Source organism: Geofilum rubicundum JCM 15548 (genome assembly GCF_000974365.1).
GTDB lineage: Bacteria > Bacteroidota > Bacteroidia > Bacteroidales > Marinilabiliaceae > Geofilum > Geofilum rubicundum.
Genome location: NZ_BAZW01000044.1, coordinates 17065 through 34841, shown reverse-complemented (window position 1 = coordinate 34841; position 17777 = coordinate 17065). Strand labels below are relative to the sequence as shown.

17 protein-coding genes and 1 pseudogene are annotated in these 17777 nt (G+C 45.7%); 8 read left to right on the top strand and 10 right to left on the bottom strand.

Annotation, left to right across the window (positions count from 1 at the left end; all coding sequences use genetic code 11):
• From JCM15548_RS15530 to JCM15548_RS15510, 5 genes are all read right to left on the bottom strand, one after another.
• The coding region (locus JCM15548_RS15530; RefSeq protein WP_062127386.1) for a heavy-metal-associated domain-containing protein at nucleotides 1-317 on the bottom strand (317 nt) is incomplete at its 3' end.
• A 94-nt stretch (nucleotides 318-411) separates the two neighbouring features.
• Nucleotides 412-2652, bottom strand: a complete 2241-nt coding sequence (locus JCM15548_RS15525) for a TonB-dependent receptor (protein ID WP_062127383.1) — start codon at nucleotides 2650-2652, stop codon at nucleotides 412-414.
• Nucleotides 2653-2813: 161 nt separating this feature from the next.
• Entirely contained in the window at nucleotides 2814-3299 is a 486-nt protein-coding gene (locus JCM15548_RS15520) for a hypothetical protein (protein ID WP_062127380.1), read from the bottom strand.
• A 153-nt stretch (nucleotides 3300-3452) separates the two neighbouring features.
• On the bottom strand, nucleotides 3453-3671 hold the full coding sequence (locus JCM15548_RS15515; protein WP_062127377.1) for a hypothetical protein: 219 nt from the start codon (nucleotides 3669-3671) through the stop codon (nucleotides 3453-3455).
• A 194-nt stretch (nucleotides 3672-3865) separates the two neighbouring features.
• Complete coding sequence (locus JCM15548_RS15510; RefSeq protein ID WP_062127374.1) at nucleotides 3866-5278, bottom strand: NfeD family protein; 1413 nt, start codon at nucleotides 5276-5278, stop codon at nucleotides 3866-3868.
• A 122-nt stretch (nucleotides 5279-5400) separates the two neighbouring features.
• Here JCM15548_RS15510 and purB point away from each other — a divergent pair, with 122 nt between their 5' ends.
• The 4 genes from purB (at nucleotide 5401) to JCM15548_RS15490 (ending at nucleotide 9861) form a co-directional block, all read left to right on the top strand.
• The gene (gene purB / locus JCM15548_RS15505) at nucleotides 5401-6756 is read left to right on the top strand and encodes an adenylosuccinate lyase (RefSeq protein WP_062127371.1); all 1356 of its coding nucleotides are present in this window, start codon (nucleotides 5401-5403) and stop codon (nucleotides 6754-6756) included.
• A gap of 44 nt (nucleotides 6757-6800) precedes the next feature.
• A complete protein-coding gene (locus tag JCM15548_RS15500; protein ID WP_062127368.1) occupies nucleotides 6801-8624 on the top strand; it encodes an ABC transporter ATP-binding protein in 1824 nt (607 codons plus the stop codon).
• An 82-nt stretch (nucleotides 8625-8706) separates the two neighbouring features.
• Complete coding sequence (locus JCM15548_RS15495; RefSeq protein WP_157482820.1) at nucleotides 8707-9390, top strand: hypothetical protein; 684 nt, start codon at nucleotides 8707-8709, stop codon at nucleotides 9388-9390.
• Nucleotides 9391-9513: 123 nt separating this feature from the next.
• Nucleotides 9514-9861, top strand: coding sequence for a T9SS type A sorting domain-containing protein (locus tag JCM15548_RS15490; RefSeq protein WP_062127362.1), 348 nt, complete (start codon nucleotides 9514-9516; stop codon nucleotides 9859-9861).
• A 10-nt stretch (nucleotides 9862-9871) separates the two neighbouring features.
• Here the strand turns inward: JCM15548_RS15490 and JCM15548_RS15485 are convergent, their stop codons facing one another.
• On the bottom strand, nucleotides 9872-10270 hold the full coding sequence (locus JCM15548_RS15485; protein ID WP_062127359.1) for a methionine-R-sulfoxide reductase: 399 nt from the start codon (nucleotides 10268-10270) through the stop codon (nucleotides 9872-9874).
• A 425-nt stretch (nucleotides 10271-10695) separates the two neighbouring features.
• Between JCM15548_RS15485 and JCM15548_RS15480 the strand changes: the two genes are divergently transcribed.
• The 4 genes from JCM15548_RS15480 (at nucleotide 10696) to JCM15548_RS15465 (ending at nucleotide 14917) form a co-directional block, all read left to right on the top strand.
• Nucleotides 10696-11568: an electron transfer flavoprotein subunit beta/FixA family protein gene (locus JCM15548_RS15480; protein WP_062127356.1), complete on the top strand. Its 873-nt coding sequence runs from the start codon at nucleotides 10696-10698 to the stop codon at nucleotides 11566-11568.
• A gap of 19 nt (nucleotides 11569-11587) precedes the next feature.
• Complete coding sequence (locus JCM15548_RS15475; protein WP_062127354.1) at nucleotides 11588-12607, top strand: electron transfer flavoprotein subunit alpha/FixB family protein; 1020 nt, start codon at nucleotides 11588-11590, stop codon at nucleotides 12605-12607.
• A gap of 63 nt (nucleotides 12608-12670) precedes the next feature.
• Nucleotides 12671-14380 (top strand): acyl-CoA dehydrogenase family protein, encoded by a 1710-nt coding sequence (locus JCM15548_RS15470; protein WP_062127351.1) that lies wholly within the window; start codon nucleotides 12671-12673, stop codon nucleotides 14378-14380.
• A 321-nt stretch (nucleotides 14381-14701) separates the two neighbouring features.
• Nucleotides 14702-14917, top strand: coding sequence for a hypothetical protein (locus tag JCM15548_RS15465; RefSeq protein ID WP_157482818.1), 216 nt, complete (start codon nucleotides 14702-14704; stop codon nucleotides 14915-14917).
• Nucleotides 14918-15009: 92 nt separating this feature from the next.
• Here the strand turns inward: JCM15548_RS15465 and nhaA are convergent.
• The 4 genes and pseudogenes from nhaA to JCM15548_RS15445 all read right to left on the bottom strand — a co-directional run bounded on the left by nhaA (nucleotide 15010) and on the right by JCM15548_RS15445 (nucleotide 17772).
• A pseudogene (nhaA, locus tag JCM15548_RS15460) lies at nucleotides 15010-16286 on the bottom strand (Na+/H+ antiporter NhaA).
• A gap of 102 nt (nucleotides 16287-16388) precedes the next feature.
• Nucleotides 16389-17153 carry a sugar phosphate nucleotidyltransferase gene (locus JCM15548_RS15455; protein WP_062127345.1) on the bottom strand — a complete coding sequence of 255 codons (765 nt, stop codon included), beginning with the start codon at nucleotides 17151-17153 and terminating at the stop codon, nucleotides 16389-16391.
• Nucleotides 17150-17491, bottom strand: coding sequence for a monovalent cation/H(+) antiporter subunit G (gene mnhG / locus JCM15548_RS15450; protein WP_083985185.1), 342 nt, complete (start codon nucleotides 17489-17491; stop codon nucleotides 17150-17152). Before mnhG ends, JCM15548_RS15455 begins: the two co-directional genes overlap by 4 nt.
• Nucleotides 17488-17772, bottom strand: coding sequence for an MrpF/PhaF family protein (locus tag JCM15548_RS15445; protein WP_227625917.1), 285 nt, complete (start codon nucleotides 17770-17772; stop codon nucleotides 17488-17490). The genes mnhG and JCM15548_RS15445 overlap by 4 nt, the downstream gene beginning before the upstream one ends.
• Nucleotides 17773-17777 lie beyond the last annotated feature (5 nt).

The following is a 17777-nucleotide window of genomic DNA, read 5'->3' as shown; positions in this document are numbered from 1 at the left end:
TCTTCCTTCTCCTCCTCCTTCTCCTTCTCCTCCTTCCTAATACTCACCTCATACCCCAAATCCCTCATCTTCTCAGCAATGGCCTCCTTAGACACCTTGTCAGAGCGGTAAGTAACATCCACCCGCTTTTTTTCAATATCGAAATCCAGATCCCGAACGCCTTTAACAAAGGCCAGTTCTTTGGTGATAACATCCACGCAATGCTGACAATCAATACTGACGGAGTAGCTGGTGGTTTCGGTATTTTTCTTCTTTTTGGCCTCCAGAGGTAAGGTTAACAGAAGAAATGCGGAAAGAATAATGATTAATGGTTTCATGATTGTATCGTTTTAGGTTTGACTATTCGTATTATGCTTGCTTGAAACTTGACTTATTATCTGGCCTTATCCCGGGCTTAAGGCGTGTCTGGTTCTATACACGATCAATACTAAACCGGAAGCCGAAATAAAATTTGCGTCCCTTCATTGGGCCCCAGATTAAGGAGCTGTCGAAATGTTCCCCAAAGGGGTTTTCTGCATCAATAATCGGCGCATGTTGGGTAAAATCACCTATGTTCTCAATCCCTGCATAAAAATCCCAGTTTTTGAAGTAGCGGGTGATTTGTGTGTTGTATATCTGAAAAGCAGAAAAGTCCGCCGGCCTTTGCAAAGCCACCGGATTTCCTTCCGTGGAGGGAATGCGTCCCGGACCGCTGAACTGCGTGGTGAAATCAAACTGCCAGCGGGGCAGGGGAGTAGCATACGAAAAATTCAGCAATCCCCGATATTTACTCTGCAATGCTTTTTGTTGCAACACATCGTTGGTGGTTAGCTGCACATCGTTCAGACGCCAGGCAGCTACTATGTCCAGACCACGCACTACCTCCATGGAAGCCTCCGCCTGCAGCACATTCGAAAAGGAGGCGCCCGTCAAATTATAAAAATGGACCTCACGGGCATCCTGATCCAGGTCTATGACCAACTGGTTTTTGAAGGAGGTCCGATAGTACTCCACATTGAGCGTTAACTCACGTAAGCCGAAATGGATGTAGTTGGTAACATTTAAACCATAATTCCATCCTTCTTCCATATCCACTTGGTCATCTATAAAGATGTGCCGGGACGAGGCCAGAAAAGCATTGTTCTCTGCCAGTGTGTTTGGGGTACGGTAGCCCTTACCTGCTGAGGCGCGAACAACGATGTGCTCGTTGGGAGTATAGCGGACATGCATCCGGGGAGTGATAAAGAAGTCGTATAAGTTGTGGTAATCACCCCTCAGGCCAGTCAATACCGTTAGTTTGTCGGGCAGGGTATAGGTGTATTGGAAGTAGGCCCCCGTTACGTGCTCTGTGCGACTGCCATCTGTTGCCATTATATTTGTGAGGTCGCCCGACAGGTCCTCCCTCAGATCGTCGTACAAATAGCTGAGGCCTGTGGTATATTTATGACGCTCCGGTTGTCCGAAATGCGAGGCCAGAATAAGGTTCCCTGCCAAATAGTTTTGGGTGGCATCGTAAAATCGATGTCCATAAACCGATGCCTGATCATGAAAAGTATAATTGGAGATGAAAGCCACGCTTTTGTCCCCATCCCCCGGAAAAGTGTAGCCGGCTTTGAAAAAGGCCTCCAAATTGCGGGAGTCAATCAGGATGCCATAGGCCTCCTGATCCATGGGATCAATGGACCGGTTATAAGTCGCCTGGCCCCCGGTGCGTTCTTCATCCAGAACTTTGAGCCCGAATTGGGTGGTTAAATGGTTGGTGATTGGCGACTCCCAGCGGTTCATGAAAATATAGCGCCTGGTCAGCGGTTCATCCAAAAAGCCATCGCCGTTGTGGTCGTTCTCGCGGGAATCGGTCGATGCGTGCGCCAAAAGCGCGGTCTTCCATTTCTCTCCCACGTCGAAACCCGTATTGACATTGCTCTCGAAGCGACCGCTTGAACTGGTAAAGCCGTTGACAAAAAGGGTTTCAGAGGTAGCCGGCTTTTTATATTCAACGTTTATTTGTCCCGTTAACGACTCATAGCCGTTGCTGACAGAGGCCGAACCCTTGGAAACCTGGATGGACTCCATCCAGGGACCCGGTACAAAATCCAACCCGTAAGTCGCCCCTAAACCGCGACTGGTCGGCAGGTTCTCCGAGAGCATCTGCACATAGGTGCCCGAAAGGCCCAGGAGCTGAATTTGCTTGGCACCTGTGGCGGCATCGGTGTAGGATACATCAACGGAGGCGTTGGTCTCGAAGCTCTCGGCCAGACTGCAACAAGCTGCTTTGCACAGTTCGGCAGAGGTGATTTCCATGCTGGTGATGGGATTGAGTCGGGAAATATGCGTACCTGCCTGACGGGCAGCCACGGTTACTTCGTCCAGTTGCTCATCCTGTAAAAGGTTGATTTGCAGACTTTGGTCCGGCTTGCTGACGAGCAGGGTGTCGGGTGTGTAACCGACAAAGCTGACCACCAGTTTCGATGGGCCATCCTGCCAGGGCAGATGAAATTTTCCTTCTTCATTGGTGGATGCCCCAATGCTGGTTTCGGCCCAATACACATTGGCGCCGATAATGGGCTCTTTTTTATTGTGTTGATACTCGAAAACCTGTCCGCTTACTTTGGATTGAGCCGACAAAACACCGGGAATTAAAAGTATCAGTGATAGAATGATCATGCTTTTCATGTGGCAATGGAAGTTTTCATTTGTTGCATGAAACGCGACCTGGCAAGCGCCTTCATTGGTGACACAGAGCGCTTGTGTCTTGTTTCATGTCTGACAGAAATTGGATATCAATGTTTGCTTGAATGCCAATAGGGGTCTACGTCATTCATCAAAAAGAGACATCACAATCTGAAAACTTCGTTCCTGATAAGACGTTCGTATCCTGTTAAAATCCTTGGCGGAGAATAGGCCAGAAAGGAGGAGTTGGCTGAAAAAGATTCAGATGCTATTTGATCCTGTGCAAAGAAGAGGTTGGCAAAGGTTATTTCCAACGGCATGGGTAACCAGTCGTCGAAGGAAACCGGTGTAAAGGGCGCTTCCAGTTTTTTTAGCTCAACCATACAATCATGGTTGTGTTTCAACGGTGCATGCTCGTTGTGGCAGTCTCCCGCGTGGTGGTCACAACTCGGTGCTTCTTCAGAAGTGCCTGATTCGGTGCAAAAGCAAGTGGCATCATCGTGGTTGTGCGCACCCAAAAGAATAACCGTTTCTTTATCGTGCGACTGACAACCGGAACAGTGGTGGTCAATCAAAGCAAAACCCAAAGTAGCCGGTATGAAAAATACCAGCACCAATAGAGATAACAGGGTGTTTGCTTTGCTTTGCATAGAACAAAAATAGAAAAAAAATGATTAAAAATGGATGTTTTCTTGTTAAACGTTTGTTAATGCCCTTGGTTAATGAGCTGTTTTGAGTGGCATATAAAGGGGCGTTAAAACCTTGTTTCAACGCCCCTGATTTTTTTAAAGTTCTTTTTCTTTCTAATAATAATCTTCATCGTTATCGATGGTGTCATCATCGTAGAGATTATTCACATCGTCATCCGAACGATAATCGAAATCATCGTATTCGTCCATTTCATCGTAAATCGATGGCTTTCTGGAACGTTTTTGTTTCATTAGCTTTACCCCCGGCTTGCTTAAGGCTTCTTCATTCTGGAAGATTCCGGAATTCTTGTTGGGAAGCTTCTTTCCTTTCATTTTCTGTTACTTTAAATAAGTTAAAAATTGAATGACTTACACGGGCGAAAATTACAAAAAAATAGATTTCCCCCATCGGTTTCCAAACAAATTTCGTTCTTTTTTCCAAAAAATGCCAACCTCAATATTAATTAATGGTTAAAAAAAATCTTATCGCCTATAGATGGATGGTATATGTGTTCTTTATCAGAATGTTAGGTTGTTTCTTTTTTTATTTTACGTACATTTAATTGGCCCGAACTATAGCTGATTACTTTAACGGGTTCATCTTTTTCAATGTAGCCTTCCAGTGCACGGGCATCATAGATCTCATCTTCCACGATGACCCTTCCCGAAGGCCTCAGAACGGTGGCAGAAATACCACTTTTACCCACCATGGTTTTGGTGGCCACATCCACACTCAAGTACCCTTTGTCGAGGTCCTGTGAGGTATTCAGGGACAATCTGGAAAGGGGGCCTGTGGAACTGCCTATTAGTTTATAACTGAGGTAGATGGTAATTATAACGCCACCAAACAAGCCGCCCATCACGACCAGCAGAGCTTGCATGAAATCGCTGGTGTCCACCCCCTGGAAATCAAAAACCACATTATCCAGAAGACTCAAAGTGAGTCCGGTAACCGTTAATATGACCCCACTGATGCCGGCAATACCAAAGCCCGGAATAATGAAGACTTCTGCCGCAATAAGTGCGATACCTATTACGAAAATTATGATTTCCCAATTGGCCGCCAGTCCGTCAATGTAAAGAGGGGCAAAATAAAGAATGGCCGCAATCAAAGAAGCGAGTATGGGGAAGCCAATTCCTGGTGATTGCATTTCAAAATAGATGCCACCTATAATGATCAGAATAAGGATGCCACTTAAAATGGGACTGGTCAGAAAGCCCTTTATGCCATCGTAGAAGGATGCCTGGAAGGAAACCAATTCGGCATTTTCCAGTCCTATGAATTCCTGAACCTCAGCAATGTTTTCGGCAATGCCGTCGCAGTAACCATTTTCAATGGCCTCCAGCGTGGTAAAAGTCAGTACCTGGCCGGAATCAATAACGCCGGGAATAATGATGCGGTCATCCACCATGGCCTCCGCAATTCTCGGATCCCGAATCCATTTAACGATGGTGTCGTTTCCGGCAATGATGGTGTCTTTCCCCTGAGCTTCCGCTGTGGCCCTGATGGTGGAGCGCATGTACGACTGGTACTTGTCGGGCATCTCCTCACCGGTTTGATTCACCACCGTTGCTGCGCCAATGTTGGCTCCCGGGCGCATGAATATTTTTTTGGCCGCAATAGAAATCAAGGCACCTGCACTGGCCGCATTATTATCAATGAATACATAAACCGGGATATCGCTGTTCAATACTTTGGTTCGCATAGAATCTGCAAACACCACCTCACCGCCATAGGTGTTCAGGTGCAGAATAATGGCATCGGCATTGAGCGCTTTGGCTTCTTTAAAGGCACTTTGCATGTGCACCCAGGTGGTACTGTTGATGTTGCTGAAAATGGGCAGGCGGTATACAACAGGTGTTGTATGGTCGGCCGTTTCCTGAGCATTGACGCCTGATAGCGTCAATAGCATTAATACGAGGGTTCTTATCCATTTCATGAGCGTCTGATTTTTAATCAAAAATAGTCATTTTATCTTTGATTCCTTACACTTCGCGATTATCCAACCCAATTTCCATGCAAATTTGTTATCTTTGCGTTTTCTTTAAAAACTATAAAATCATGCTCGACATTCAGTTATTGACCGCTATTTCTCCCATTGATGGACGTTACCGTAACAAAGTGGATGGATTAGCCCTTTATTTTTCAGAATATGCTTTGATCCGTTACCGTGTAATGGTGGAAATTGAATACTTTATTGCTTTGTGTGAACTGCCTTTACCGCAGCTGAAGGGGCTTGACCCGGCCAAATTTTCTGAATTACGTGAGATTCATAAGGGCTTTCAATTGGAAGATGCAGAAAAAGTGAAGAGCATTGAGGCGGTCACCAATCATGATGTTAAAGCGGTTGAATATTTCATTAAGGAAAAATTTGATGCTTTGGGCCTCCAGGCATACAAGGAGTTCATTCATTTTGGTTTGACCTCTCAGGATATTAATAATACGGCCGTACCGGCATCCCTTCGCGATGCCGTTCACGATATTTACTACCCGCTGCTGGAAGAGCTCATCGATGATTTGGACCGTATGGCTGCGTCATGGAAAGACATCGCCATGCTGGCAAAAACCCATGGACAGCCGGCATCTCCCACGCGTTTGGGAAAGGAAATAAAGGTCTTTGTCCATCGTCTGAATACCCAATTGGCCCTGCTTAAAAGCGTATCTTGCTCGGCCAAGTTTGGCGGAGCTACCGGTAATTTCAATGCCCACCATGTGGCTTATCCTGAAATTGACTGGGTGGCCTTTGGCAATCGTTTTTTAAATGATTCCCTGAAATTGGACCGGGAGCAATTGACCACGCAGATCAGTAACTATGACAATCTGGCGGCTATTTTTGATAATTTCAAGCGTATTAATACCATTATGATTGACCTGAGTCGCGATATGTGGACTTACATCATGATGGAATACTTTAAGCAGAAAATTAAAAAAGGGGAAGTCGGTTCCAGCGCCATGCCTCATAAAGTCAACCCCATAGATTTTGAAAATGCAGAGGGTAACCTGGGCATTGCCAATGCTTTGTTTGAGCACCTTTCTTCGAAATTGCCGGTGTCGCGTCTGCAACGCGACCTCACCGACAGTACGGTATTGCGAAATCTGGGCGTTCCTTTGGCACATACGGTATTGGCCATTAAATCCCTGCAAAAGGGATTCAGCAAATTGTTGCTCAATCAGAAGTCGATTGATGCCGACCTGGAAAGTAACTGGGCGGTAGTGGCCGAAGGTATTCAAACCATTTTGCGCCGGGAAGGTTATCCCAATCCCTATGAGGCTTTGAAAGAGCTGACAAGGACCAATACGGTCATCAACGGAGAAGCGATCGCTGAGTTTGTGGAAACGCTGGATGTCGCTGAAAGCGTGAAGGCCGAGTTGCGCGGTTTGTCGCCACAGAGTTATACAGGCGTTGATTTATATTAATACTTCGCGTACCTAATGATCTAATAACCTATTGATCTATTGACATGAAGGAATTCTTTAAAATAGCCTGGAGATTTCTCAAGCCCTACAAGCATCTTCTGGCCTTGAATTTTGTTTTTAATCTGTTGGCGGCTCTCTTTGCCGTTTTTTCCATTGCCATGATGATTCCCATGCTGGAAATCATTTTGATGCAGAGCAGTGAGGTCTATGCCTTACAAGCCTTTTCCACCGATTTTGATGTTTTAAAGAACAATCTCTATTACTACATCACCTATTTTAAGCAGGCTTATGGTCCGGGCTATTCTCTTCTGTTTGTGGGATTGTTTTTGGTGATGGCTACCCTATTTAAGACAGGTGCCACTTATTTGGCCTCTTTTACCAGTATAGGCATGCGAAACGGGGTGGTGAGGGATTTAAGGGAGTTGTTGTACGACAAGATATTGCAGTTGCCTCTGGGGTTTTTTAGTGCTGAGCGCAAGGGAGATATCATTTCCCGTTCGACCGGTGATGTGCAGGAAGTGGAAAACTCCATCATGTCCTCGCTCGACATGGTTTTGAAAAATCCGGTGATGATCATTGTCTACCTGGTGACCATGATGATTTTTAGCGTGCAGCTGACCTTGTTTGTTTTGGTGCTTTTACCATTGGCCGGACTGATCATTGGTCGTATTGGCCGAAGTCTCAAAAAGAAATCCAGAAAAGGTCAGGAAAAGATGGGGGTTATTCTGGGCGTTCTGGAAGAAACCTTATCCGGCCTTCGCATTATCAAGGCTTTTAATGCCGAGAAACGGATGAACGGCCGATTCAAAAATGACATTGAGGGCTACCGCGACATCATGAACCGCTTGATGCGCCGGCGCGAACTGGCAAGTCCCGTCAGCGAATTTCTGGGTACCATTGTGGTGGTTTTGGTGGTCTGGTTTGGAGGTACCCTCATTTTGAGTCAGGAAAGCGGTCTGGCACCAGCAGCCTTTCTGTCCTACATCGGCATTTTTTATTTAATCATTAATCCTTCCAAAGCCTTCTCGCAGGCCTTTTTCAGTATCCAGAAAGGATTGGCGGCCTATGAGCGCATTGATATGATTCTTAAGGCAGATAATGGCATCAAAGAGATCAAGGATGCCAAAGCGGCCACAGAGCTTCGTTCCAAAGTGGAATACCGCCATGTGACCTTTGCTTATCACGACCGGCCGGTTTTGAAGAATGTGAGTGTCGAGATCAAGAAGGGAACGACGGTGGCCCTGGTGGGCCAGTCGGGCAGTGGCAAATCCACCTTTGTGGATTTGTTGCCCAGGTTGTATGACATTCAGCAGGGAAACATTTTAATAGATGGCACCGATGTTCGTGAATTGAAAATTCATGATTTGCGGCACTTGATGGGGAATGTGAATCAGGATGCCATCCTGTTTAACGACACCATTTATAATAATATCATATTCGGGGTGGACGAAGCCACGCCCGAACAAGTGGAAGCGGCCGCACGTGTAGCCAATGCGCATGATTTCATCATGGAATCTGAAAATGGTTATGATACGGTGATTGGCGACAGAGGCGGCAAACTTTCGGGGGGGCAACGCCAGCGCATCAGCATTGCCCGGGCAGTTTTAAAGAATCCACCCATCTTGATTTTGGATGAGGCCACTTCCGCCTTGGATACCGAGTCGGAATTGCTGGTTCAGCAAGCACTGGAAAATCTGATGGTGAACCGGACCTCTATTGTTATAGCGCACCGACTGTCGACCGTCAGAAATGCGGACATGATCTGTGTTTTTCATGAAGGGGAAATAGTGGAAAGAGGTACCCATGCAGAACTTATTGAGCATGACGGGGTTTACAATAAATTGCATAGCCTTCAAATGCGGGATTAAATTTAAAAAAAGGGGTGGCTGGGTACCCCGGATTGAAACTTAGCGGAAGCAATTCCGTAGAGGTAAGCATATCCGGTTTACTATGTGCAGAGAAAGAAGATTTTGGGTGTTGATAGGGTGGTTGTTGGTATTTCCTCTGGTTGATGCTGGTAACACTAACGTTGGAGAAGAGGTTGCTAAACCCTCTGTTGTCCAGCAGGGTTTTTTGCCTGCTTCATGGTTGATTCCTGAACACTTTCATGACGTGTTCAACGTGGTTGTGGCGAATGTGCCATACTTGCACCACCAAAACATAAAAGTGCGGGAAAAGAAACTGGGGACGACCATGACGGTTCGTCCAACTCTGGGTTCTTTGATTTTCAAAAAGCGGGAGAATCGCACCTATCTCTTACAAGTTAATAACAATCAGGCATTTGATGGCGTTTTGTATGACGATGTGCCGGAGCTGGCGCGTGTGGGACTCATTATGCATGAGTTGATGCATATAAAAGATTACCAGTCGCGGGGCTTTTTTGGCGTTCTGCAGCGTGGATGGCAATATCTTTCCAAAAAAGGCAAGAAGAAATTTGAGCATGAAATCGATAAAATGGTCATGCAGGCCGGATTCCGCAATTATCTGTACTTTTGGGCCTATTTTATCATGGAGGAATCGGCGGCGAGCGATGCTTATAAGGACTTTAAAAAAGAGATCTACCTTTCTCCGGTGGATATTTTTATCGATTTGGATGATGATGGCATTTTAGAGGACGCGTATTTGATTCTTTAATGCCGATTGGTTTCGGGACCTTTCACGCTTTACAATCGAAAAAGACCAGAAATATTGCCCCGACTGTAACATTTATTGCTTACTTTTGTATAAGTAAGCGTGTAGAACAGACGAACAACGATAATGAAAGAGCCAAAAACATATCAATTTCTGAAGGTGATTGCCCTTGCCTTATTCCTTGTGGTAAGCAGTGCCGGATCTGTTTTGTCGGCTGAAAATCCTGAAGAAAAAGATTTGATTGTATACGTAGATGAAAATTCTGCGCAGTTGGTCATAACCAATCACGTAGATTCCAGCTACATCATACAACTGTTTGATTTAACGGGTAAAGAGGTGATGAAACTGTTACAGGATCGTGATAATCCCACCCGTCGAATTGAAACATCTCAACTGCACAGAGGTATTTATCTCGTTAGGGTTATTCCTGCTGAAAAGGCGACATCCAAAACGGTCAAAGTCATGATTCGTTAATATTGCAGAATCATTTTTTATTGGCCGTTTCTTCCAATTCCTTTTGTGGGATAAATATCATTGAGATGCTGTTGACACAGTGTCTGGTATTTTTTGGGGTGAATCCTTCACCCAAAAAAACATGCCCCAAATGTCCCTCACAGCGCGCACAGATGATCTCGGTTCTTCTGCCATCTGCATCGGGCACCCGTTTAACCGCTCCCTCTATTTCATCATCAAAGGAAGGCCACCCGCATTGGGCATCAAATTTGGCATCACTTTGGTAAAGATGGTTTCCACACTGCTTGCAGGCATAGACACCCGGTTCACTGTGCTCGTAATATTTGCCGGAAAAGGGACGTTCGGTTCCCTTTCGTTGAATCACATAGGCTTCTTCTGTAGTCAATTCGCGAAATTCATAGGTGTTCATAGTACTGTCCTGTTTGGTGTTGCTTTGTCCACATAGAGTAACTGTGCCAGCCCATAGAGCCAGAATTACCGGGATAAGCTTTATGAAATTTAAATTTTTCCTGTCAGTCATGCCGCACTTTAAAGTAAAACAACCATCTTTCGCTTCTGGTTCATCCTTCACCCGTATAAATTAATCTAATTCTAAATTACTTTAAATATGAGGGGCTTAATTAGTTAAAAATTGAGGAGAGTTATCAAAATTGGTCAAGGATAACTGATTGTTTGGTTGATTTTTAGCCCATGTAAAATAGAGAAGAGGCTGAAGATTGAAGGAGTAAGAAGGTATAAATGGTTGTTTAACAGTGGCTTTTATGAACTTGGTAAAAAGCGGGCTTTTATTATATTTGTGTTTCTTAAAATCGAAAATCTATTAAAATTTATAAAATGGGATTAAAAATTATTGTTCTTGCTAAACAGGTTCCCGATACAAGGAACGTTGGCAAGGATGCTATGAAGGCTGACGGGACGGTTAACCGCGCCGCTTTAGCGGCTATTTTCAACCCGGAGGATTTGAATGCCCTTGAGCAGGCTTTGCGACTCAAGGATAAGTACAAAGGAACCACTGTTACTTTGTTGACCATGGGACCTGGTCGTGCGGCCGATATTATTCGTGAAGGCTTATTCAGAGGAGCAGACGATGGCTATTTGTTGAGCGACCGGGCTTTTGCCGGTTCCGATACGTTGGCCACCTCTTATACTTTGTCATGTGCCATCAAAAAAATTAAAGATTTCGACCTGATTATTGCCGGTCGCCAGGCCATCGACGGTGATACCGCCCAGGTAGGTCCGCAGGTGGCTGAAAAACTGAACCTGCCTCAGGTCACATACGTGGAGGAGGTGCTTAAAGCCGAGAAAGGAAAGATCACGATTAAGCGCAGACTCGAACGGGGTGTGGAGACCGTTGAAGCTCCTTTGCCTTCAGTTATCACTGTCAATAGTTCTGCACCGTCTTGCCGACCCAGAGCAGCCAAGCTGTTGATGAAGTACAAGCATGCCCGCACCATGAGCGAGCGTCAATCTCAGGCAGAAGATTACATCGACTTGTCGGCCGACCGCCCCTATCTTAACATCCAGGAATGGAGTGTCAACGATGTTGAAACCGATGCCCAATGGCTGGGCTTAACCGGTTCACCGACCAAAGTGAAAACCATTGAAAATGTGGTGTTTCAGGCCAAGGAGTCAAAGATCTTAACGGCTTCTGATAAGGAAATAGATGAGCTTGTAAAAGAATTGATGCTTAACCATACCATTGGGTAATTAAATAAAACAATCACGAATGAACAATATATTTGTAATATGTGAGATGGACGAAGGCAAAGTGGCCGATGTAAGCCTGGAGTTGCTTACAAAGGGACGTAGCCTTGCCAATACACTGAAGTGCCAGTTGGAAGCACTTGTTTTGGGTCACAAGTTGACCGGTGTGGAAAAAGAGATATTCCCTTATGGGGCTGACGTGGTGCATATCGGAGATGATGCCTGTCTGGCTCCCTATACCACCTTGCCGCATGCGGCTGTGATCAATGGCCTCTTTAAAGTCGAGAAGCCTCAAATAGGCCTCTTAGGGGCAACTACCATGGGCCGTGATTTAGGTCCCCGGGTTTCTTCTGCCTTGTACAGTGGTTTAACGGCCGACTGTACCGCGCTGGAGATTGGTGACCATGAAGATAAAAAGGCCAAGAAAGTTTATAAAGATTTGTTGTATCAAATCAGACCCGCTTTTGGTGGTAATATTGTGGCCACCATCATCAACCCGGATTGTCGTCCCCAAATGGCCACCGTCCGTGAAGGCGTTATGAAAAAGGAAATCTATTCTGCTTCCCACAAGGGAGTGGTTAAAAAAATAGATGTGGGTCAGTTCGTTAAGCCGGAGCATTTGGTGGTTAAGGTGATTGAGCGACATATGGAAAAAAGTCGGGTCAACATCAAAAACTCTTCCATTATCGTTTCCGGCGGTTATGGAATGGGTTCCAAAGAAAATTTCCAGGTGTTGTATGAATTGGCCGAAGTTTTAGGCGCCGAGGTCGGTGCCTCCCGCGCCGCCGTGGATGCCGGTTATGCCGACCACGACCGGCAGGTGGGACAGACAGGTATCACGGTACGTCCAAAGCTGTACATCGCCTGCGGTATTTCGGGCCAAATTCAGCATACCGCCGGTATGGAGGAATCGGCCATGGTCATTGCCATCAACAATGATCCGATGGCGCCCATCAATAAAATGGCTGATTATGTGATTACCGGGGATGTGATGGAAACGATCCCCAAATTAATCAAATTCTATAAGAAGAACAGCAAATAAGAGTTGGTTCCAATTATTAATTTTCTTACGGATGGCTCAGGCCATCCTTAATACGACATACAAATGGCTAATTTTTTTACAGATAACCCCGATCTTCTTTTTCATCTGCAACATCCCCTGATGAAAAAGATTGTTGCCCTCAAGGAGCGCAACTTTGCAGATAAGGACCAATTCGATTATGCCCCCATGGATTTTGAAGATGCCATGGACAGTTACGAGAAAGTACTGGAGATTGTTGGAGAAATTTGTGGTGATATCGTAGCTCCCAACGCAGAAGGTGTCGATGCCGAAGGTCCCAAAATTGTTAACAACGAAGTCATATATGCCAAAGGCACCCAGGAAAACCTGGATGCCTTGGTGAAAGCCGGATTAATGGGTATTACCCTGCCGCGCAAGTATGAAGGTTTGAATTTTCCCATTGTCCCCTACATTATGGCGGCCGATATTGTTTCACGTGCCGATGCCGGTTTCGTGAACATTTGGGGCTTACAGGACTGTGCAGAAACCATCAACGAATTTGCCGACGACGACCAAAAGACGCGCTTTTTACCAAGGATTTCCAATGGTGAGACAGCGGCCATGGATTTGACCGAGCCCGATGCCGGATCTGATTTACAGGCGGTGCAGTTAAAGGCCACCTTTAACGAAAAGGACGGCAAGTGGTATTTGAACGGTGTCAAGCGCTTTATTACCAATGGAGACGGTCATGTTTCCCTGGTATTGGCCCGTAGTGAGGCCGGTACCTCTGATGGTCGCGGACTTTCCATGTTTATTTACGACCGCAGCGAAAAAGCGGTGACCATCCGTCGGATTGAAAACAAGATGGGTATCAAAGGGTCACCTACCTGCGAATTGGTTTTCAAGGATGCACCTGCTGAACTGGTCGGCGACCGGAAAATGGGACTCATCAAGTATGTGATGGCCCTGATGAATGGCGCCCGTCTGGGTATTGGTGCCCAGTCGGTCGGCCTCTCAGAAGCAGCCTATCGTGAAGCCGTTTCCTATGCCGAAGAGCGGAAGCAGTTTGGCAAGTCGATCATCGAATTTCCGGCTGTTTATGAAATGCTGGCTACTATGAAAGCCAAGCTGGATGCATCCCGTACGCTCTTGTATGAAACCTCCAGGTATGTGGATGTTTATAAAAGCTATATGCATTTAAGTGAAGAAAGGGCACTGACCAAGGAGGAGCGCAATGACATGAAAACCTATCAGCGTCTGGCCGATTTCTTTACGCCCTTATTGAAAGGGATGACCAGTGAATATTGTAACCAGTTGGCTTACGATTCCTTGCAAATTCATGGCGGAAGCGGATTCATGAAGGATTATCCGATTGAGCGCATCTACAGAGATGCCCGCATCACCACCATTTATGAAGGTACCACCCAGCTGCAAGTCGTCGCAGCCATCAGAGGTGTTTCAACAGCCGCTTACCTCAACCGGATCCGGGAATTCGAGGCCATGCCTTTACAGCCCGAACTGCACAGTTATCGTCGTACTTTAATTGGGATGACCGAAGAGTATGAGAAAGCGGTTAAGCAGGTGCTGGACGTGAAGGACAATGAGTATCTGGACTTCCATGCCCGCCGTCTGGTTGAAATGGCCGGCCACATCATCATGGGCTATTTATTGTTGCTGGATACCGAGCGCAATGAAAATTTCCGGACCTCTACCGAAATTTACATTCGTATGGGCAGGTCCGAAAACAAAGCCCGCGCTGAGTTTATTTCCAATTTCACCATTGATGATCTTGGTTTTTATAAAGCCAATGCCTAGTCACACATTTTGACATAGGCTTTTAATACCTAACCAGAAGAGAGGGCTGTCCATGGGGATGGCCCTTTCTGGTTAATTGCAGATAAATGTTAAATATGGATGGGGTTTTGGCGAAGTATTGTTTATTAAAAAATCGATGTATTCCTTTCTGATCGGACTAAGTAACTAATTTATAATTGGCTTGGACGGTTGGACGCTTTTGGTGGATTTATGTTTATTTAATTAAAAAAAATGACCTGATTTATTGCAATTTGTAAATCCTTTGTTACTTTTACTAATGAATTAATGAACAAATTGACCAAACTTAAAAGGAAAACCATTATGAAAAAATTATTTGCATTCTTTGTGTTTGCCGCATTCCTGTTTGCTGGTTGTGGTAGCAGTTCATCAAAAAGTAACGAAGAGAAAGCCGAAGACGCTATTGAAGCTGCAGAGGAAAAAGCAGAAGAAGCCGTTGAAGCTACAGAAGATGCCTACGAAGCTACTGAAGAAGAAGTTGAAGAGGCTGCTGAAGAAGTTGAAGAAACTGTTGAGTAAGTTTTAACTTGACTTTGTGAAATAAAAAGAGCCGGTTTTAACCGGCTCTTTTTATTTAATGGCCCGTGATGAAGGCCGCCATTTATTATAAGTTATTCCGCTCCCAGTTTTTCTCTTTTTTCCTGGTCCCTGGTCAGCGCATACTTCAGGACAAAGAATCCGGCCAGACCGGCCACCAGCGAACCAAAGAAGATACCCACTTTGGCCTGGTCCTGCAACTCGGGTGAGGTAAAGGCCAGATTGGCAATGAAAAGAGACATGGTAAATCCTATTCCGCCCAGCAGTCCGATGCCCACGAAGGACAGCCAGGAGACATCCTTGGGCTTGACCGATAGTTTCAACTTCACAGCCAGCCAGGCAAAGAGGGAAATGCCAAGGGCTTTTCCAAAGACCAGACTGACCGCAATAATGAGTGACAAAGAGGTAAATACTTCCGCCATAGAGGCAAATGGGGATCCGGGTGCCAGAATGGTTACCCCGGCATTGGCCAGCGCGAATAAGGGCAAAATGAGATAGTTTACCACGCCGCTCAGGTTGTGTTCGATCATTTGGAGCGGACTTTGAACCTGCTTGACCAATTCTTCCATGTGGTCGATCGACTCCAACTGCTTATTGCTTAACACAAAATTGGTGTCGTCCTTGGGTAAGTTTGAAAACTGTTTGAGCCGCCATTTAATCTTAGGAATGAACTGATTAATCTGAACCTTGGGACGGGCCGGAATGGTAAAAGCAATCAACACTCCTGCAATGGTCGGATGAATGCCCGATTTTAAAAACAAAAACCAGATGATGAATCCCAATCCCGTATACACATGAATGGTCTGTATATCGAAATAATTGGCCACTATTAGCAGAAGCAGCAAACCAAAGGCAATGATCAAATAAGTCCAGTAAATTTGATGGCTGTAAAACAGGGCGATGATCAGAATGGCGCCCAAATCATCCACAATGGCCAGGGCTGTCAGGAAAATTTTGAGACTGAGCGGAACCCGGGAGCCAGAATACCCAGAATGGCCAGGGAAAAGGCGATGTCTGTGGCCATGGGGATGCCCCAACCGTGACTGGCTTCACCCTGTAAACCAAAGGCTGTAAAAAAGAGAATGGGCACCACCATACCACCTATGGCGGCAATAAGGGGGAAAATGGCCTGTCGGAAAGAACTCAGCTCCCCGGCCATAAACTCCCGTTTGATTTCCAGACCTACCACAAAGAAAAAGATGACCATTAGGCCATCGTTTATCCAGTGCAACAGGAATTTGTGCAACTCAAAGGGACTTAAGCCCAGTACAAATTCATAATCCCATACAAAATCGTAGTAATCTTTAAGCGGCGAATTGGCCCAGAGCAGGGCAGCGAAAGTAACGAACATGAGTAGAATACCACCGCCGGTAATTCTTTCAATAAATTTTTCGAAGGGTCGCGCGATGGTCCTTACTACCACGCGTCTTTTTCTGAGGTTCATGATTCAATTTTAAAAGAAGGTTTGACGTTTTTGCGACGTGCAAGTTAGGAATAACTTTGACGCGTTATCCAGCTTGTCGGGCGTGCCTATGTCGAACCATTCGGACCCGGAACTCTGAATCCACCCTTTTATCGCTTGTGATTGAGCTAGTTGCAGATATTCGGGAATGATGGGGAAGGACGATTTTTTATTATTAATTAACGTTAGAAGTTGGTAGCTGATCACCTGAACGCCGTTAAACCCATAGGACAGTGCATTTGGTTCGGGGTCATCCACCCATAGCTCTTCCTGTGTTTTTGGATTTCGCCAACCACAAAGCTGCAAGTCCTGGTCGAACAGTAAATACCGCGAGGCCTTTCTTTTCTGAATCATTAGCGTTACCAGTTGAATACCGGCCTGATGGTATTGTACCAGGGCTTTCAGGGGCGCATTGGTCAATACATCCACATTATAGATCAGGATGTCGCTTCCTTTTTCAAAGAGGGGGGCGGCATGGATTAAACCACCTCCTGTATCCAAAAGTTGATCACTTTCATCGGATATGCAGATTTCCATGTGGTCACTTTGGTAATCCCTCAGAAAATCTTTCACCTGTTGCGCATGATGGTGGACATTCACCACCACTCTGCGGACCTGTAAACGCTCCAGTTTTTGCAAAGCCATCTCCAGCATGGGATGGTCAGCAATTTTGACCAGGGCTTTCGGACAGGTATCCGTATAGGGTTTGAGTCGCGACCCTATCCCGGCGGCAAATATCATAGCATTGAGACTCATTCACTTTCCTTTTTTTTTGTTTGCTCCACTTCCTTATCGGGTTCCGGTGGATTTTCATTCAACCACAAGGCCACCTTGGCGGTTACATGCGCTGAAATAGGGGATAGGAAAATCAGAACGTGAAAAATGATCAGGGATTCAATAAAGACGCGCCACTTCAGGGACAGCAGGTTGAGGGCAATCAGCAGCAACAGGAGGCCAAAAGAAGAGACCTTGGTGACCACATGCATACGTGCATAAAGATGCTTAAATCTGACGATGCCAACCGATGCAATGAGCACCACCAAAGCACTGACAATAATCAGTATGCCAACCGTGTATTCTATCCATTCAGTCATTTCTCAGCGTTTTGTTTGTAAAGGAAACGGGCAATGATCATGGATCCCATGGCCAGAAGGAAAGAAACAACCAATACCACATCCAGCTCCAATACATTTTTTGAATAAATGATGTCACAAATGATAATGCCCACGATAATCACAGCTATTTGGTCCAGTGCCACCACCCGGTCTGGCAAAGAAGGCCCCTTAAAGAGCCGCCAAAGCGGGAAAACCAGACTGATGGTCATGATCCATAAGCCCGCAACAGCCGAGTATTCCAAAAAGGTAGAAGAATCCATAATGC

Bases quoted from the DNA above. Each gene is read 5' to 3' on its own strand.
- JCM15548_RS15510 (WP_062127374.1), bottom strand. From the start codon at position 5,278: ATGAAATGGATAAGAACCCTCGTATTAATGCTATTGACGCTATCAGGC.
- JCM15548_RS15495 (WP_157482820.1), top strand. From the start codon at position 8,707: ATGTGCAGAGAAAGAAGATTTTGGGTGTTGATAGGGTGGTTGTTGGTA.
- JCM15548_RS15490 (WP_062127362.1), top strand. From the start codon at position 9,514: ATGAAAGAGCCAAAAACATATCAATTTCTGAAGGTGATTGCCCTTGCC.
- JCM15548_RS15465 (WP_157482818.1), top strand. From the start codon at position 14,702: ATGAAAAAATTATTTGCATTCTTTGTGTTTGCCGCATTCCTGTTTGCT.
- JCM15548_RS15475 (WP_062127354.1), top strand. From the start codon at position 11,588: ATGAACAATATATTTGTAATATGTGAGATGGACGAAGGCAAAGTGGCC.
- JCM15548_RS15485 (WP_062127359.1), bottom strand. From the start codon at position 10,270: ATGAACACCTATGAATTTCGCGAATTGACTACAGAAGAAGCCTATGTG.
- JCM15548_RS15470 (WP_062127351.1), top strand. From the start codon at position 12,671: ATGGCTAATTTTTTTACAGATAACCCCGATCTTCTTTTTCATCTGCAA.
- JCM15548_RS15480 (WP_062127356.1), top strand. From the start codon at position 10,696: ATGGGATTAAAAATTATTGTTCTTGCTAAACAGGTTCCCGATACAAGG.
- JCM15548_RS15515 (WP_062127377.1), bottom strand. From the start codon at position 3,671: ATGAAAGGAAAGAAGCTTCCCAACAAGAATTCCGGAATCTTCCAGAAT.
- JCM15548_RS15455 (WP_062127345.1), bottom strand. From the start codon at position 17,153: ATGAGTCTCAATGCTATGATATTTGCCGCCGGGATAGGGTCGCGACTC.
- purB (WP_062127371.1), top strand. From the start codon at position 5,401: ATGCTCGACATTCAGTTATTGACCGCTATTTCTCCCATTGATGGACGT.
- mnhG (WP_083985185.1), bottom strand. From the start codon at position 17,491: ATGACTGAATGGATAGAATACACGGTTGGCATACTGATTATTGTCAGT.
- JCM15548_RS15445 (WP_227625917.1), bottom strand. From the start codon at position 17,772: ATGGATTCTTCTACCTTTTTGGAATACTCGGCTGTTGCGGGCTTATGG.
- JCM15548_RS15500 (WP_062127368.1), top strand. From the start codon at position 6,801: ATGAAGGAATTCTTTAAAATAGCCTGGAGATTTCTCAAGCCCTACAAG.
- JCM15548_RS15525 (WP_062127383.1), bottom strand. From the start codon at position 2,652: ATGAAAAGCATGATCATTCTATCACTGATACTTTTAATTCCCGGTGTT.
- JCM15548_RS15520 (WP_062127380.1), bottom strand. From the start codon at position 3,299: ATGCAAAGCAAAGCAAACACCCTGTTATCTCTATTGGTGCTGGTATTT.